The organism is Christiangramia sediminicola, assembly GCF_031344135.1.
In the GTDB taxonomy this organism is placed as follows: domain Bacteria; phylum Bacteroidota; class Bacteroidia; order Flavobacteriales; family Flavobacteriaceae; genus Christiangramia; species Christiangramia sediminicola.
Window position 1 is genome coordinate 514,808 of sequence record NZ_JAVJIU010000002.1, and the last position, 16,865, is coordinate 531,672.

Consider the following 16,865-nt stretch of genomic DNA (forward strand, 5'->3'; position numbering starts at 1 on the left):
GAAATGATGAATGGAATGCTAATCAAAGATTAGCTTTCAGATACCTACAATTAAAAGTGTTCAATTTTCGTAAAATATTCAGGTATGGAGGGAAGAGAAAAACTATTAAGAAAACTTAACGAAGCCTTTGCCGATTGTAATACTAAATTTCTGGCAGATAGTGTGACAGATGATATTCGATGGATCATAGTCGGAGAAAAGATCATTTCCGGAAGATCTGAATTTGAAAGCTCTCTGGATAGAATGAAACATGGCGGACCTATGCAGATTACAGTTAGTGAAATGATATCTCATCAGGAAAGATCTATAGTGGAAGGTGTGGTAGAATTTCAAGTTGAACCAGGGAAAAAGAGGAAATATGCCTTTTGCGATATCTATATATTTTCGGGTAATAAGGGTAAAGTAAAAGAGCTGAGAACATATGTTACCCAGATTAAAAAAGCATAAAAATTGATTTGATTTAAAACTTTAAATAAGAACTTTAATTAATTAAATATGAAAACATTAGCAACATTTTTTAGTTTTATTTTATTCGGAGCGATCTATATTGGAAATCCAATTCGTGCAGATTCGGACACAATTTGTAAAAGTGAAAATGAAAAGGATATTTATGAATATCTGGAGGAAACCGAAGAGGCGTTAATAAATAGTACCCAAGATCTATCTGAAGAACAAATGCAATATAAACCTGATGCCGAGAGCTGGTCTGTAGCTGAGATCGTAGAGCATATTAATCTTGTTGAAAATTCATTGAAATCTTTAATATCAAGTAATATGGGAGCCGATGCGTCCAAAGCCGATGCTAAAGCTGCAATGACAGATGAGGAGGTAATGCAGTTGATCACCAATCGAAGTCAGAAAATGAAAACTCAGGGACAGTTTGAACCTACGGGAGAATTTATGACTTCAGATGAAGCAATAAAAGCTTTTATAGACCAGAGAGAAGAGATTACCGACTGGTTAAAAGATTCAAATGTAGATATGCGTAGCATCATGATTACGGAATTTCCATTTGGTCCTGTAGATGGTTATCAAACTCTCCTATTTCTGGCAGGACATACGGAGCGCCATACTGCGCAGATCGAAGAAGTAAAAGCTAGTGCTGGTTTTCCTGGTGAATAATTTTATCTGAAGGAAAAAGAGAACGTAGATCATAGAATAGCAAAAGCGGATAAGTCCTTAATGACCTTATCCGCTTATGTTTTTGATACTAAGCTGAAAGAATTTGAAATTTTAAACCTTGACTTTACTAAATTTAAAATCTTTTAGAACGATAAATTGACCTGGTTAAAAAATTTTAAGAAATTCATTGGGCTTTTAAGGCTTGCTATCTCTGGAAAAGAACAGGATTACACGAAAATAAATATCAAACGTGCAATCCTTCTTTTATCTGTACCCATGATTCTGGAAATGATCATGGAGTCTTTATTCGCAGTTGTAGATATTTTTTTTGTTGGAAGATTAGGTGAAGATGCCGTGGCAACTGTAGGCTTAACCGAGGCCGTAGTTATTATAATTTACTCCGTAGGTGTAGGAATAAGTATGGCGGCTACCGCAATGATTTCCAGAAGATTTGGTGAAAAGGATTTTATAACTGCTGGTAGTACTGCCTTTCAATTATTGATCTTTGGTGGATTAATTTCCATAATTCTTGGAATCATAGGTTGGTTCTATGCTGAAGAGATACTTAGTCTCATGGGTGCATCAGAGCGTGTTTTAAGAACAGGAGTGAATTATACAAAGATCATTTTTGCCGGAAATACGGCAATTATGCTGCTTTTTCTCATCAACGGTGCATTTCGAGGTGCAGGTTTACCACATCTGGCAATGCGTACTCTTTGGTTATCTAATGGGTTGAATATTATTCTCGATCCAATACTTATATTCGGAATAGGTAATTTTACCGGATTTGGCATCGAGGGTGCTGCTATTGCAACAACAACCGGTAGGAGTATAGGTGTGTTATACCAGCTTTATCACTTGCTGAATTCTCAACATAGTCTCGTGATCCTGAAAGAGAACATGATTATTCAACTAAAAACGATCAAAAAGATAATTTCAATTTCTGCTGGCGGAATGGGGCAATTTTTAATTGATTCTGTTGCCTGGATATTTTTAACCAGGATCGTAGCTGAATTTGGTAGTAGTGCAGTTGCAGGGTTTACGATTTCTTTTAGAGTGTTGATGTTCAGCCTGATGCCCGCCTGGGGTTTATCTGCGGCTGCAGCGACCTTAGTAGGTCAGAATATGGGTGCGCATAAGATAAGAAGAGCTAAAATATCAGTTTGGTTAACTGCGAAATACAATGCATGGTTTCTCGCTATTGTAACCCTGCTCTATTTATTGTTTGGAAATATTTTCGCTTCTTGGTTCACACCAAATGAAGAAGTGCAGGTTATCGCTTCTCTAGGCTTAAAGATCATAGCTCTTGGCTACATCTTCTTTGGTATAGGAATGGTAATGATCCAGGCTTTTAATGGAGCAGGCGATACCAAAACGCCATCATTTATAAATATTGGAGTTTTCTGGTTATTGGAAATTCCTATGGCTTATTTCCTAGCGGAATACTTTGATCTAGGAATGCTCGGAATTTTCATTTCTATCTCTTTTTGCCATTCACTGCATGCGCTTATTAGCTTATGGTTCTTCAGAAGAGGGAAATGGGCACAGACAAAAGTTTAGGCTCTATTGTCCAGAAATTTAGAATTTGGCTGTATTTTTGATATATTCTTCACCTAAGAAATTATTTAATGAGATCAATTATACTTTTAATTTTAGGCTTATTGATTAGCGCGAGTGGTTTCGCTCAAATCGATATTCCCAGAACGACTAATACAGGTCCTATCATAAAGGCTGAAGAATCCAGTTCTACCGGATTTCCTATTCTTAAGAAGGAGGAAACCAATACGGAAAGTAGATTTTTGAAGGAAAAGCCTAAACCTATAGATCTAAGAGAGAACCCAAAAGGTTTATTAACCGAAGCTGATGCAGTCAAGGAGCGTTGGAGTAAAGATAATGAGGTTAAAGAAGAATACAGAAATGATCAGAGCCTTGGAAGTGTAGTAACACAGGGAAGGTTTGTAGAAGTTTATTGTCGCGACCATCAATATATAGACGGAGATAAGGTACAGATATTTGTGAATGGAGAACTTGTCGCCAGAAGTGTAAGTCTTACGGCTGGTTTTACACCTATCCTGGTCAATCTTCAGGATGGATTTAATAGCATTGAATTTGTGGCTCTAAATCAGGGAAGTTCAGGACCAAACACGGCAGAACTAAGAGTTCTCAGTGAAAAAGGAGAGCAGTTAGCCAAAAAAGAATGGAATCTGTTGACCGGCGCAAAAGCCGAATTGATCGTAGTTAAGAACTAGATAAATTTTATAAAAACAAAAAAGCCGGGAGATTTTCCCGGCTTTTTTCATTAGTCTTCAAGATCTTCAAGGATCTTTATCTGCCTTAAAGTCTTTTGAATGGCATCTCTGTGACTTTCCAGCAATTCCTTAATCTCCAGTGTAAACATATGATTTTTCAACTGTTCTTCATATTCTTTTAAACTGGCTTTTTCACCTCTAAGACATTCTTCCAGTATCGATTCATCATCTTTTTTTGCCCAAGATCCTTTGATCTCCATCCAGAACCTATGAATACTTCCCAAAGTACTACCATTGCTTTTTTCCTTTGGATGTTCATTAAGAAGGTGGATTTGTTTATCGATTTCTGTAGCGAAATGATTTCTTTGTACAGCCTGATTCTTTAAAAATTGTCGTAGATCAAGATTACTTGTATGTTCCATGGCTTTTTTATAGCCTTTTTCTGCATCATAATTCTTTTCCAGAAGATTAGTAAGAACATGAACCAGACTTTTGTGACTTGCCTCCCTTGCTATTTCTCGAGTAGTTTTCATACAACTGAAATTTTATGGATTAACTGATTAAAGATACTCCAAAATGAAGGAATTTTATAAAATTTGAAGGCCTTTTTAATTGAATTACATGATTTTACGAGTATATCTAAATAATCATTTTTATAAGGGTTTTCACCTATATTTTCAAAATTAGATAAGCAGTAACTTTTAATTTTATATGTGGTTTTATTGCCCCGGATTGCTAATTCTAAATTCTGATATTATGAAAACTTCCGCGTTGATAATTAGAACCAGTTACCTGATCATTTTATTACTCTCGCTTTTTATTTGTTTTACTTCCTATGCCCAGGAAAATTCTGTTTCCATCAATTTTGATGATCTAAATCTGGAATGGGGTGGCTGCCCCGATTTTATGCCTGATGGCTGCAATATTTCTGTTCTTCAGGGAGATCCTTCAGAAGCAAATACAGATGTATTGTTTAAAGTTCCAGCTAATTCATCTATACCAATGCACTGGCACACTTCTGCTGAACGTATGATCTTATTATCCGGAGAAATGCAGGTAACCTATGAAGGTGAAGAGCCAACAATACTGAAAACCGGAAGTTATGCCTATGGTCCTGCCAGAAAACCACATACTGCCAAATGTGGAGATTCCGGTCCTTGCGTTTTATTTATAGCATTTAATGAACCTGTAGACGCAAATTCAGGTAAACCGGATGAGTAGGTCAACTGAATTTGGTTAAATTAGAAGAACCAATTTTAAACTTATATAATGAAAAAGGTTCTAATAGGTCTGGATTATAATCCAAATTCTGAAATAGTAGTTCGCAGCGGATACGAATTAGCGAAAAAACTGGGAGCTGATGTTTGTTTGATCCATGTCCTTGCAGACGTGAGTTATTATGGTGTCAACTATCCAAGCTTTATGGGTTATGAAGGTTATAATGAACTAGCCGTAGATCTTAATGTGATTGCCGAACTACGGGAAGTCGCTAAAAATTTCGTTGAAACTGCTGCTGATCATTTAAATGATCCAAGTGTCACCACACACATGGCAGATGGTCCCACTTCAACTGCGATTCTACAATATGCCGAAGATTGGGGAGCAGATATGATCGTCCTGGGAACTCATAGTCATTCTGTGCTTGAAAAAGTTCTGATGGGAACAACTGCAAGCCATATTCTGGAAAAGACAAAAGTTCCAGTGTACTTAGTGCCCATCAAACCTGAAAAGCTTCAAAAATAAGAACAGACATTCTGGTAATCTTGTGTTAATCATTTCATATTCAAATGCATATTGGTTAAATTCATAAAGAATAAAGTCCAATTAAAAAATTTGAAATTATGGGAATTGTAAAGGTTATTGAAGTTATAGCAACTTCTGATAAGAGTTTTGATGAAGCAACCAGAAATGCGGTAAAAGAGGCGGCTAAATCAATAAATAATATCAAATCTGTCTATGTAAAAGAAATGAAGGCTCAGGTAAATGGAGATGCCATCACTTCATATGCAGTAAACGCTAAAATATCTTTTGAAAAGAACGCATAAGAGAATTTAGAATACAAAATAAAAAAGGTCGGAAACTTTCCGACCTTTTTTTATTTCTAAACTTCTCTCATTCATTATTAGAAAAGGTAGTTTTATTTTAAAAACTGATCACATTCTTACCTATCGATTTTCCAGATTCCTGAAGCCTATGAACCTCCTTGATAGTTTCTGAATTCAATCCTTGAAATTTTTCATTGATAGTAGAAACTAAAACACCTTCATCAACTAAGTCTGATATTTTATTCAGTATCTCATGTTGCCTGATCATATCATCTGTTTCAAACATACTTCTGGTAAACATCAATTCCCAGTGAAAACTTACGCTTTTATTCTTCAGTAAATTAAGGTCTACCTGATCTGTATTATTCACGATACAGCAAATACCTCCTTGTGGAGCAATAAGTTCTGTCATCGCTTTCCAGTTTCCTGAGGTATCGGCAAAATTCAGAATATAATCTACATTCTCGTAATCTCCCATGCTCTCCATCAGGTCATGATGATCTACGATCTCGTCTGCACCCATTTTTTCGCACCAACTCCTGGTTTCATCACGTGAAGCGGTCGCGATAACTTTAAAATTAGTTAACTTTTTTAAGATCTGGATAGCGATAGATCCAACACCACCTGCACCACCAATGATTAGAATGGTTTTATCCTTTCCTTCATTTTCTCTAATTCTAAGCCTGTCAAAAATTGATTCCCAGGCGGTAAGTGAAGTTAAGGGTAAAGCCGCAGCTTCTTCCCAGGAAAGACTTTTAGGTTTATGGCCTGTGATCCTTTCATCTATTAATTGATATTCAGCATAACAACCAGATCTTGTAATATCACCAGAATAATAAACTTCATCTCCAACTTTAAAAAGTTCAACATCGTCACCAACTGCTTCTACAATTCCAGAAGCATCCCAGCCGATAATCTTTGGAGAATTAAGCTCCTTATCTTTAGCCGCACTTTGCCTGATTTTATAATCTACGGGATTAACCGAGATTGCTTTAATCTTTACCAAAAGGTCTTTTTTCTCGGGTTCCGGCTTTTCAACTTCTACATCCTCAAAACTTTTTGGATCATTAATAGGTAATGATTTTTTAAATCCAACTGCTTTCATCTTTTTTATTTTTAAGATAATTGCCAGAGCTTGAAAAATCACTTTTCTGCCTCATAAACTTTTGCTAAAATCTAATAGCCGTTGGAGACTATATCTGCATAGATTAAATTTGAATCAAAATAATTAGATCATGAAAATTGGATTTTTAGGTTTAGGAATAATGGGTAGCCGAATGGCAGCCAATCTTTTAAAAGCTGGTTACGATATAAAGGTTCATAATCGTACCAGGGAAAAAGCAAATGAACTCATTAAGAATGGTGCAGAATGGGCAGAATCTCCATCTGAACTTGGAGCATATGTAGATGTATTGTTTACAATGCTTGAAAAACCAGATATTGTTGAAATGATCGCGCTTGGCAATGATGGTTTTCTTCAGAATATGAAGGAAGGTTCAATTTGGATAGATTCCAGCACTGTTAATCCATCCTTTAGTGAGCGAATGAATAAGGAAGCTGAAAAATCAGGGGTTAGATTTATGGATGCACCGGTTTCAGGATCTAAACAACCTGCTGAAGATGCCGAATTGTTATTTCTGGTAGGAGGGGAGAAGGATGATTTTGAGGAAGTAAAAGATCTTTTTCTGAAAATGGGTAAAGATGCCATTCATATTGGCTCTGCTGGAAAAGGTTCGGCAATGAAGATCATGATCAACCAATTGCTGGGTCAAAGTATTCTCGCTTTTTCTGAAAGTCTGAATTTAGGAATGGCCATGGGAATTGATAAAAAAACCGGGATGGACATTCTTTTAAAAACTCCGGTAACAGCTCCTATAATCAATGCTTTTAGAGGAAGAATTGAAAATAATGAATATGAAGCAAACTTTCCGTTAAAGCATCTTCAGAAAGATCTGCATTTGTTCACTGAGACTGCTTATGAACTTGGTCAGCCAAGTCCGCTAACCAACACAGCGAAAGAAGTCTATGGTTTAGCAAAGCATAAGAATATGGCCGATCTTGATTTTACGGCTGTTTTCAAGTATTTGCATGAGAAAGAATAATTTTAATAAGTCTCAGCCTTAAATCTTTTATTATCGAATTGCTATGACTATCTTTACAAAAATTTTGATGCAGGCCAAAACTGGCCATTGCTCTCTCTGAATTAAACCTTCAAAAGATAATCTTACACATTAAATTTTCCTGGTATTCGTTTAGACGGTTCAAAGCATTGAAGTTGGAAACGAATATTAATTAAATTATAGTGAATGGCAAGATCCGGACAAACCCAAAACAAAAGAGAGAAAGAAAAAAAGAAGCTTAAGAAACGTAAGGAAAAAGAAGCCAAGCGTTTAGAAAGAAAAGAGAATTCTAACAAAGGAGGATCATTTGAAGATATGATCGCCTATGTTGATGCAGATGGAAATCTAACCGATACTCCACCAGATCCAACTCAGAAAGTAGAAGTAGAAGCTGAAGATATCGAGATCGCTATCCCTAAAAAAGAGGATAGAGAAGAGGAGGAGATCATCACAGATACTGAAGGAAAGGTTTCATTTTTCGATCACTCTAAAGGATTCGGGTTTATTATTGGGAAAACAACCGGTGAAAAATATTTTGTTCATGTTAGCGGACTAATCGATGAGATCGATGAGAACGACAAAGTGAGTTTTGAACTTGAACAAGGAATGAAAGGGCTTAACGCCGTTAGAGTAAAGAAAATCTAATTCTTTAATAAACAGTATTTTACTGTTTCTACCAGCAAAACTTATCCTGAATTGTAATTAATTGAAAATTAATAGATTATTGTAGTGTACGCTGATTATTAAAGTGTACATTTGCAGAGTAAAAATAATTTAGTTTCTTCACTTAAGTAGATCCGTTCAGGATATTCCAAGTTTTGTTTACTTCAGTATTTAGACAAAATCATTAAACAGTACCAATATCAATAATCCAAAATTTGCTCAAAGAAGAGCCTCAGAATTTTCCAAGACCTTAAGAAGTCGGGTGAATTCTTATTTTAAGACTAACAATATTAGTAAGCATGCTAATACCAGCATGATTATAAAGACAGTCTTGATGCTTCTTGTGTTCATAACTCCTCTTGTTATCATAAACACGGGAATAGTTGAAAGCACTTTGCTTTTATTTGCATTATATATTACCAGTGGTTTTGGAATGGCCGGGATAGGAATGGGAATTATGCATGACGCAATTCATAATTCTTACTCCAAGAATCAGAAAGTAAATCAATATTTAGGTTATACGCTTAATTTAATTGGAGCTAACGCTAGTATCTGGAGAATCCAGCATAATGTATTACATCACACTTTCACGAATATAGAGGAGGCCGATGATGATATTAATCCACCGTTCTTTTTAAGGTTTACACCTCACACTAAAAGACATGGTATCCATAAATTTCAGCACATTTATTCCTGGTTCTTTTATGGATTATCTACTGTATCATGGGTTACAGCTAAAGATTTCGTAAGAATGGCTCGCTTTAAAAAGATGGGATTCTTCAAAGGAGGAAAAACTTTCAATATGGAGCTAATGAAAGTAATTGGATGGAAAGCTTTATCCTTTACTTTTGTACTGATATTACCTATGATCATGTCCCCACAGGCATGGTGGGTGGTGTTGCTAGCATTTATAAGCATGCACTTTGTAACCGGTCTAATGATCACGACGGTATTCCAGTTGGCGCATATCGTTCCAACAACCGAATATCCTCTACCAAATGAAGAAGGGGTTGTTGAAGGAGATTGGGCTAGTCATCAATTATTTACAACCAGTAATTTTTCCCCAAAAAGCAGGTTATTTTCCTGGTGCATTGGTGGACTTAATTACCAGATAGAGCATCATTTATTACCAAATATCTGTCATGTTCATTATAGAAAGATCTCTCATATTGTAGCTCAAACCGCAAAAGAATACGGTTTGCCTTACCATAACAATCATAATTTTGTCTCAGCCGTTGGTGAACATTTTAAAATGCTTCGTCAGTTAGGAAGGATGGATAATCTAAGAGCAGGATAATAATATAGATTGGATGTCGTACAATCTCTAAGCAAAGACGGCAGTTTTATAACAATTAATAAGTAAAGTAATGCAAGAAGGTAAAGTAAAGTTTTTCAATAATACCAAAGGATTTGGTTTTATTAAAGCTGATGATTCAAACGAGGACATCTTTGTACACTCAAGTGGTCTTATTGACGAAATTCGTGAGGATGACAGAGTACAGTTCGAAGTTGAGCAAGGTAAAAAAGGACTTAACGCCGTAAACGTTGAAGTAATTGACTAATTATTTTCAGAGTCTTTAGAGATCTGCAGATGATGAAGATTGGATGTCGTACGATCTCTAAACAGGGACGGCAGTTTTATAATATATAACAAGTAAAGTAATGCAAGAAGGTAAAGTAAAGTTTTTCAATAACACCAAAGGATTTGGTTTTATTAAAGCTGACGATTCAAACGAAGATATCTTCGTACACTCAAGTGGTCTTATTGACGAAATTCGTGAAGATGACAGAGTACAGTTCGAAGTTGAGCAAGGTAAAAAAGGCCTTAACGCTGTAAACGTTGAAGTAATTGACTAAGTTTTTTTAGGTCTCTGACCTTTAAAAATATGATCATAAGCCGAATGATCTAAAATATGATCGGCAATTTTAAACAATATAATAAGTAAAGTAATGCAAGAAGGTAAAGTAAAGTTTTTCAATACAACTAAAGGTTTTGGTTTTATTCAAACTGAAGGTTCTAATGAAGACATCTTTGTACACTCTAGTGGTTTGATCGATGATATTCGTGAAGATGATAGAGTTCAGTTTGAAACTGAGCAAGGAAAAAAAGGATTAAACGCTATTAATGTTGAAGTAATCGACTAATTAGATATATCTTTAAAATGAAAAGCCATCCGGAAGGATGGCTTTTTTGTTTTATATCAGCTATTTCCCAAGCATTTAAAATTTAGATCTTACCTAATACGATAGATAGTAAGGTTAAGAAGTTGAAATTGTTCTTATAAATGATGGTCTTTTTGTTAGAATCCAAATGAGGATTATAAGGCTTTTTGATTTCTTTAATAGAATGTGGACAAAACATTTACGATATTGATAATTCCAACCAGAAAACTAACCACATGATCACTAAAAAGAATTTGCTCCTTTACGGTACAGCGTTTATTCTAGGTATATACTTTTTATTCCTGGGGCTTACAAAGGCAAAAGGCTTTTTTGCACCATTAGTTACAGCCATAATATTGAGTCTTGTTGTTTTACCTCTTTCCCAGCTTATGGAGAAAAAAATGAAAAGACCAGTAGCAGCAATTCTTAATAGTCTACTGCTGTTTGCAATTTCCATTGGACTTATGGCCCTCGTTTCTTTTCAGATAAGATCTTTTGCTGAAGACTGGCCTGAAATAAAAAAGACCATGCAACCCAAAATAGAGCAATTCAAGAATTTTGCCTTGGAGCATACTCCGCTGGATGAGGAGGATATCAAAGAAGCTAAGAACGAATCATCGAAAGCCCCTTCAAACACCAGCGATAAGATCACAAAATTTATGAGCGGGCTGTCTAGTTTTCTAGCGAACTATTTACTCACCTTTGTATATGTTTTCTTCCTATTAAATTACAGAGATGTCTTTAAAGGTTTTTTCCTCAGGATATTTCCTGATAAGCGTAGGGATACCGTGAAAACCATCATAACAAAATCTGCAAAAGTTGCCCCGCAATATTTATTGGGTAAATTAATTTTGATGGGATTACTGGCCGTTTTATACTCCATTGGTCTGGGTATTTCAGGTGTAGATAACTTTATACTGGTAAGTGTTATAGCTGCTGTGCTTACATTAATACCTTATGTAGGAAATATTATTGGTTTCACGATGGCCGTGGCCTTTGGTTTTTTAAGCTCAGGAGATACGACAGTGCTTATTGGTATAGCATTAACCTTCACCATTACACAATTTGTGGAAAGTTATGTGCTGCAACCTTATGTAGTAGGAGAGAGGGTAGATGTTCATCCTTTCTTTGTGATTGTTTCTGTAATTCTTGGAAATATGGTGTGGGGAGTTATTGGGATGATACTTGCAATTCCAGTCATGGGAATAATTACGGTAGTTCTTCTTAATATTAATGAGCTAAAACCTTTCGGAATACTTTTCAGCAAAAAAGAGTTTTCTGAATAATTATATTCTGAAAGTATTTTGTCTTAAATAAAGGAGAGAAAACGTTTTAATGAAAATTGTTCGAAATTTAATTTTCAAAATCTAAAGTTAGAAACTGAGCAATAATCCATTATTAATAGGGTTAACCGTAAAAGCTTCGATTAAAATTTTATATTTTTAAGGCTATAACCTTAAAAATTACATAATGCGTAAATTTCATCTGCTGCTGGCGTCGGTATTTCTGATTTCCGGTAGCCTTCTTTCTCAAACCGGAGACCCATCTAACCTGGAATCCGAATTTAAAATAGATTACGAAAAATTTACTTTAGACAATGGTCTTGAAGTGATTTTACACGAAGATCATAGTGATCCTATAGTAGCAGTAGCTACCATGATGCATGTGGGATCTAATAGAGAAAAACCAGGTAAGACCGGTTTTGCTCACTTCTTTGAGCATATGAGTTTTAATGATTCAGAAAATGTTCCTGTAGGCGCTAACCGTAAAATGATCCCGGAGTGGGGTGGAAGCCGAAATGGCGGAACCTGGAGTGATGGAACCGTTTATTATGAAGTAGTACCAAAAGATGCTTTTGAAAAGATCCTGTGGATAGATTCAGACAGGTTTGGTTATATGATCAATACGGTAACTCAGGCTGCATTGGATAGAGAAAAGCAGGTAGTTAAGAATGAAAAAAGAGAACGTGTGGATAACGCGCCATATGGTTATACTGATGAGATCATTAGAAAAAATCTTTATCCTGAAGGGCATCCTTATAATTGGACTGTTATAGGTCAGTTGCCAGATCTACAATCTGCAACTTTAGATGATGTAAAGGATTTTTACAATAAATATTACGGAGCTGCAAATGCTTCTCTGGTCATTGCTGGAGATATTGATGTAGAAGAAACTAAAAAATTAGTTCAGCAATGGTTTGGTGAAATCCCAAGTGGACCTGAAGTAAGTTCATTAGATCCAAAACCGGTAAGTCTTGAAAAGTCTAAATCTCTTTATTTCGAAGATAATTTTGCCAAGCTTCCAGAATTGAGAATTGTGATCCCAACGGTAGAAGATTACAATAAGGACATGTATGCCTTGAGAATTCTTGGACAGTTACTTAGCGGAAGTAAAAAATCTCCACTATATCAAACGGTCGTTGAAGAAGGTAAGTTAGCACCAAATATTGGTACGTATCAAAGCAGTAGTGAGTTAGCTGGAGAATTTATTTTCAGAGTTAGAGCAAATGCGAATACAGATCTGGACAGCGTGAAACTAGCCATAGAAAACGGACTAAAGAGATTTGAGCAGAACGGAGTTAGCAAGGATGAACTTAAAAGAATCAAAGCTGAACTTGAAACTGGACTCTATCAAGGCGTAAGTACTGTTCTGAATAAGGCATTTCAGCTAGTACAGGACAATGAATTTAATGGTGATCCAGGATATTTGGCTACTACGGCAAAACTTACCAATGCAGTGACGAGCGAAGATGTAATGAGAGTTTATAACCAGTACGTAAAAGATCAGAACTATGTAATGACCAGTGTTGTTCCTAAAGGACAAACGGAACTTGCTGTAGAGGGTTCAGAGAAGGCTGAAGTATGGATCGAGGAGGTTAAGAACGATGTTGCCAGCGAAGAAGTAAGCCAGGGAGAGGAAGCTGAATATGAAAAGACTCCTTCTAAATATGACCGAAGTGAACCTGATTTTGGTAAACTTCCACTTTTTGAAGCTCCAAATGTTTGGACATCAGAAATGGCTAACGGCATGGAAGTTTTCGGAATTGAAAATAATGAAGTTCCTTTAGTACAATTCGAGATCAGTATCCCAGGTGGACAATTGCTGGATCCTAAGGGCAAAGCTGGTGTTGCATCTCTTCTAAGCGATCTAATGATGCAGGGAACTGCAACAAGAACTCCTGCAGAACTTGAGGAAGCGATAGGATTGTTAGGTGCAAGCATTAATATGTACACCTCTAATGAAGATTTCAGAATCTCAGGAACTTGTCTTTCTAAGAACTTTGATGAAACCATGAAACTTGTTGAAGAGATCTTATTGGAGCCTCGATGGGACAAAGCCGAATACGATCGACTTAAAAAAGCGCTTGCAACTAATCTAAAAGGTCAGGAGGCGAATCCTAGAGCAATTGCATCTCTTGCTTTTTACGAGTTATTATATGGTCCTGAAAACAGCTTCGGTATTCCAGGTTCAGGAACTCTTGAAACTGCCGAGGCGATTAGCATGGATGATCTAAAGAATTATTATTCCAAATTATCACCTGAAGATGCCAGCTTCCACGTAGCCGGTTCAATTAAAAAGAATAGAGTAGAGGAGGTTCTTGGAGATCTGGCTGAAAATTGGAATAATAAGGCCCCAGAAATTAAAAATGACAGGATCGCTGCAAAAGGTGAAGCTGGAACACTATATTTTATTGATGTACCAGATGCAAAGCAATCGGTTATTTTAATCGGGAAATTAGCGCTTTCTGAAAAGGATGAAGACGCAAATGAACTTGTATTTGCCAATGAAATATTAGGTGGGGGATCTAACGGAAAATTATTCCAGACCCTTAGAATTGAAAAAGGTTATACATATGGTGCATATTCAGGAGTTTCTGAAAACCTTGAGGTTTCTCCATTTTACATAACTACAAGTGTTCGTGCGAACGCTACATTAGCTTCTCTTGAGATCATTCAGGAAATGGTGAAAAATTATGCCAATGATTTCGGTGAGGAAGAAGTAGAACTTACTCAGAATAAACTTTTAAAAGAAAATACCAGAGCTTTTGAAAGCCTTGGTGCCAAGCTTGGAATTCTTCGTGATATGAGTAAATATGATAAGTCTGAGGATTTTATTGAAGAAAAACAAAAAGCGCTAATGGCAATGGATCAGGAAGATTTTAAAGAAGTAATTAATGAATATCTGAATGAACAGGAAATGATCTATGTGGTTGTTGGTGATAAAGCTACTCAGTTTGAAGAAGTGAAAAAACTAGGCAAACCAGTTGTAGAACTAGACATTTATGCTGAAAAGCTTGAAGCTCAGGATCAGCAAGCTGCAGGTGAATAAAAATTAAAAATGAGTAAAATTGAAAAGCGCCGTTATATCTTCGGCGCTTTTTTTATTCGTTCAATGCTTTTTCAAAGCAAATGCTATTCTCTATATTTTCAAACGGCGGATAGTTAGGAATAACCCTATAATTATTTTTTTTATAAAATTTCACTGCCTCAGTCATCCTTAGACCTGTTTCAAGAATACAATTTAAATAATTAAGTTCTTTCGCCCAGGTTTCCAGTTCTTTTAAGATGATACAGGCATATCCATTATTTCTATAGCCTTCATCAATATACATTCGTTTTATCTCAGCAACACGGGCATTTTTCTTCTTAAAAGCTCCACATCCCACCGCCTGATCTTTATGGTATAAAATCACTACATGATTTAGTGAATCAAGTTTATTGAATTGATCGTAAAATTCATGTTCATCGCCGTCACAAACAGCCAAATAATCGTCAAGCTTCTTAACCAGCTCAATAAAATCTGAATTCGATGCATTTGTTCTTATAAGCTTGATCATTTTTTTGAGCTATTTGGAATATTATAAAATTATCAAATTTTTAGGTTCGTGAATTTAAAAATTATGATTTCATTGACGGGAAAAGCTTAATGAGCTTTCTAATTTTACATAAATGAAAACTAATCAATTATGAAAAGGATATCAATAGTAGTAGCAGGTTTATTGAGCGTAGGAATACTGAGCTGTCAGGAAAACAAGGATAAAAAATCTGATAGCAAAAACACTGCTCCCGAAGCAGTACAAATGGCTTTTCAAAAGAAATATCCAGGCGAAAATGATCCGGATTGGGAACAGGATGAACATGGTTACTGGGAATCTCATTTTAAGCAAGATGGAGAGAAATACAGGGCAGATTTTAATGCTGATGGTACCTGGGTGGAAACTGAAAACGATATAAAAGATGAAGAATTACCTGATGCTATTAAAAAAGTGATCAAGGAGAAATATTCGGATCATGAAATTACTGAAGTAGAGCACGTTCAAAATGCCAAAAAAGGTGAATTTTATGATGTTGAGTTCAAGCAAAAAGGTAAGAATAAGGATGTTATGTTTCGAGAAGACGGAACTATTATAGATTAATAATTATTAAAAAACTTATTGAAATAGGATTTGGAGGTGGTTGTCACTGGTGTACTGAGGCCGTATTTCAATCTATTAAAGGTGTCGAAGAAGTTCGTCAAGGATATATTTCTACATCTTCAGATCCTGATAGGTTTTATGAAGGAGTTCTTATCAATTATGATCCAGATCAGGTAGAATTACATAAACTTATCGAAATTCATTTAAAAACTCACAAGAGTACATCTAATCATAGTATGCGGGATAAATATTTATCTGCAGTATATACTTTTCATAAGAATCAGGAAAAAACTGTAAATAATATATTAAATGACATTAGAAATTTATTTCCTGAATGCATAATTACCAGAGCTTATAATTTTGGCAAATTTATAGCTTCCAGAAAGCAAATTCAGAATTATTACCTAAAAGATCCAGAAAGACCTTTTTGCAAGAGATATATAGAACCTAAGTTAGAGATGTTGAAATTAAATGAAACTATAAATACCAAATAACACCTATTTGCACTATAATTTATAGTATGTTTTAAGCTAACATACTGAAAATCAAATTAGAAAATAAATTTATAACGCTTGCTCCTAAAAAATCTCTCAATCGGCATTTTTTTTGTTTTTAAGTGCTTTATATGAAGCACTTAGACTTAGAGATTATACAGTACAAAAACAAATATCAAATACATTTAGGAAAAGGCAAATTCCTTGTATTTGATACCAAAACGAAGGCTAAAAAACATTTACTTAAACTAAAGAAAATCCTTCGTGAAAATATTAAGATGTTGAATCATTTACAGCCTTCTGTAAATATTCTTTACAGACAATCATATTTTCAGCTACAACCTTCAGAAATAAGAAAATACAACGATCTTTTTCATTTATATGATAATCGTTTCGATTTTATTTTTAAAAGTTTTTCTTCAGGAAATAAAAATGCTTTCGTATTTCAGAACGTTAATAATTGCTTTGACATTTTAATTGAAATTGTTTCTGAATTACATTCTACTGGGCAAGTTTATAAAAATTATTCAATCACTTCCCAGACTTCACCATTGATTACTCATTTGCAGATTTTGAAAGACTCTTTTAATAAC

The 16,865-nt window shown here is 35.3% G+C and carries 20 protein-coding genes; 17 read left to right on the forward strand and 3 right to left on the reverse strand.

Features of this window, described 5'->3' with window-relative positions; all coding sequences use genetic code 11:
- Nucleotides 1–84 precede the first annotated feature (84 nt).
- The 4 genes from RE431_RS06220 to RE431_RS06235 all read left to right on the forward strand — a co-directional run bounded on the left by RE431_RS06220 (nucleotide 85) and on the right by RE431_RS06235 (nucleotide 3,371).
- Nucleotides 85–447, forward strand: coding sequence for a nuclear transport factor 2 family protein (locus RE431_RS06220; protein WP_309561103.1), 363 nt, complete (start codon nucleotides 85–87; stop codon nucleotides 445–447).
- A gap of 48 nt (nucleotides 448–495) precedes the next feature.
- Nucleotides 496–1,122 carry a DinB family protein gene (locus RE431_RS06225; RefSeq protein WP_309561104.1) on the forward strand — a complete coding sequence of 209 codons (627 nt, stop codon included), beginning with the start codon at nucleotides 496–498 and terminating at the stop codon, nucleotides 1,120–1,122.
- A 156-nt stretch (nucleotides 1,123–1,278) separates the two neighbouring features.
- Nucleotides 1,279–2,682 (forward strand): MATE family efflux transporter, encoded by a 1,404-nt coding sequence (locus tag RE431_RS06230; protein WP_309561105.1) that lies wholly within the window; start codon nucleotides 1,279–1,281, stop codon nucleotides 2,680–2,682.
- A gap of 68 nt (nucleotides 2,683–2,750) precedes the next feature.
- Nucleotides 2,751–3,371, forward strand: a complete 621-nt coding sequence (locus tag RE431_RS06235) for a hypothetical protein (protein WP_309561106.1) — start codon at nucleotides 2,751–2,753, stop codon at nucleotides 3,369–3,371.
- A gap of 50 nt (nucleotides 3,372–3,421) precedes the next feature.
- Here RE431_RS06235 and RE431_RS06240 read toward each other — a convergent pair whose 3' ends face one another.
- A complete protein-coding gene (locus RE431_RS06240) occupies nucleotides 3,422–3,904 on the reverse strand; it encodes a ferritin-like domain-containing protein (protein ID WP_309561107.1) in 483 nt (160 codons plus the stop codon).
- 223 nt (nucleotides 3,905–4,127) lie between these two features.
- Here RE431_RS06240 and RE431_RS06245 point away from each other — a divergent pair, with 223 nt between their 5' ends.
- The 3 genes from RE431_RS06245 (at nucleotide 4,128) to RE431_RS06255 (ending at nucleotide 5,416) form a co-directional block, all read left to right on the forward strand.
- On the forward strand, nucleotides 4,128–4,592 hold the full coding sequence (locus RE431_RS06245; protein ID WP_309561108.1) for a cupin domain-containing protein: 465 nt from the start codon (nucleotides 4,128–4,130) through the stop codon (nucleotides 4,590–4,592).
- A 48-nt stretch (nucleotides 4,593–4,640) separates the two neighbouring features.
- Nucleotides 4,641–5,114 (forward strand): universal stress protein, encoded by a 474-nt coding sequence (locus RE431_RS06250; RefSeq protein WP_309561109.1) that lies wholly within the window; start codon nucleotides 4,641–4,643, stop codon nucleotides 5,112–5,114.
- Between the two features lie 98 nt (nucleotides 5,115–5,212).
- Nucleotides 5,213–5,416, forward strand: a complete 204-nt coding sequence (locus RE431_RS06255; protein ID WP_309561110.1) for a dodecin family protein — start codon at nucleotides 5,213–5,215, stop codon at nucleotides 5,414–5,416.
- 97 nt (nucleotides 5,417–5,513) lie between these two features.
- Here RE431_RS06255 and RE431_RS06260 read toward each other — a convergent pair whose 3' ends face one another.
- Nucleotides 5,514–6,521, reverse strand: a complete 1,008-nt coding sequence (locus RE431_RS06260) for a zinc-binding alcohol dehydrogenase family protein (RefSeq protein ID WP_309561111.1) — start codon at nucleotides 6,519–6,521, stop codon at nucleotides 5,514–5,516.
- Between the two features lie 130 nt (nucleotides 6,522–6,651).
- Between RE431_RS06260 and RE431_RS06265 the strand changes: the two genes are divergently transcribed.
- The 8 genes from RE431_RS06265 (at nucleotide 6,652) to RE431_RS06300 (ending at nucleotide 14,691) form a co-directional block, all read left to right on the forward strand.
- A complete protein-coding gene (locus tag RE431_RS06265; RefSeq protein WP_309561112.1) occupies nucleotides 6,652–7,518 on the forward strand; it encodes an NAD(P)-dependent oxidoreductase in 867 nt (288 codons plus the stop codon).
- Between the two features lie 204 nt (nucleotides 7,519–7,722).
- Entirely contained in the window at nucleotides 7,723–8,181 is a 459-nt protein-coding gene (locus tag RE431_RS06270; protein ID WP_309561113.1) for a cold-shock protein, read from the forward strand.
- Between the two features lie 352 nt (nucleotides 8,182–8,533).
- Nucleotides 8,534–9,496 carry a fatty acid desaturase family protein gene (locus RE431_RS06275; RefSeq protein ID WP_309561114.1) on the forward strand — a complete coding sequence of 321 codons (963 nt, stop codon included), beginning with the start codon at nucleotides 8,534–8,536 and terminating at the stop codon, nucleotides 9,494–9,496.
- A gap of 70 nt (nucleotides 9,497–9,566) precedes the next feature.
- Complete coding sequence (locus tag RE431_RS06280) at nucleotides 9,567–9,761, forward strand: cold-shock protein (protein ID WP_011709462.1); 195 nt, start codon at nucleotides 9,567–9,569, stop codon at nucleotides 9,759–9,761.
- Nucleotides 9,762–9,861: 100 nt separating this feature from the next.
- Entirely contained in the window at nucleotides 9,862–10,056 is a 195-nt protein-coding gene (locus tag RE431_RS06285; RefSeq protein ID WP_011709462.1) for a cold-shock protein, read from the forward strand.
- A 93-nt stretch (nucleotides 10,057–10,149) separates the two neighbouring features.
- The gene (locus RE431_RS06290) at nucleotides 10,150–10,344 is read left to right on the forward strand and encodes a cold-shock protein (protein WP_309561115.1); all 195 of its coding nucleotides are present in this window, start codon (nucleotides 10,150–10,152) and stop codon (nucleotides 10,342–10,344) included.
- A 254-nt stretch (nucleotides 10,345–10,598) separates the two neighbouring features.
- A complete protein-coding gene (locus RE431_RS06295) occupies nucleotides 10,599–11,648 on the forward strand; it encodes an AI-2E family transporter (protein ID WP_309561116.1) in 1,050 nt (349 codons plus the stop codon).
- Nucleotides 11,649–11,832: 184 nt separating this feature from the next.
- On the forward strand, nucleotides 11,833–14,691 hold the full coding sequence (locus RE431_RS06300; protein WP_309561117.1) for a M16 family metallopeptidase: 2,859 nt from the start codon (nucleotides 11,833–11,835) through the stop codon (nucleotides 14,689–14,691).
- 52 nt (nucleotides 14,692–14,743) lie between these two features.
- On the opposite strand, the gene RE431_RS06305 is transcribed toward RE431_RS06300, so the two are convergent.
- Nucleotides 14,744–15,199: a GNAT family N-acetyltransferase gene (locus tag RE431_RS06305; protein ID WP_309561118.1), complete on the reverse strand. Its 456-nt coding sequence runs from the start codon at nucleotides 15,197–15,199 to the stop codon at nucleotides 14,744–14,746.
- A 129-nt stretch (nucleotides 15,200–15,328) separates the two neighbouring features.
- On the opposite strand from RE431_RS06305, the gene RE431_RS06310 reads away from it, so the two are divergent.
- Together RE431_RS06310 and RE431_RS06315 are read left to right on the forward strand one after the other, a co-directional pair.
- Nucleotides 15,329–15,778, forward strand: coding sequence for a PepSY-like domain-containing protein (locus RE431_RS06310; RefSeq protein WP_309561119.1), 450 nt, complete (start codon nucleotides 15,329–15,331; stop codon nucleotides 15,776–15,778).
- 74 nt (nucleotides 15,779–15,852) lie between these two features.
- On the forward strand, nucleotides 15,853–16,272 hold the full coding sequence (locus tag RE431_RS06315) for a peptide-methionine (S)-S-oxide reductase (RefSeq protein ID WP_408914509.1): 420 nt from the start codon (nucleotides 15,853–15,855) through the stop codon (nucleotides 16,270–16,272).
- The last annotated feature ends 593 nt before the right edge of the window (nucleotides 16,273–16,865 follow it).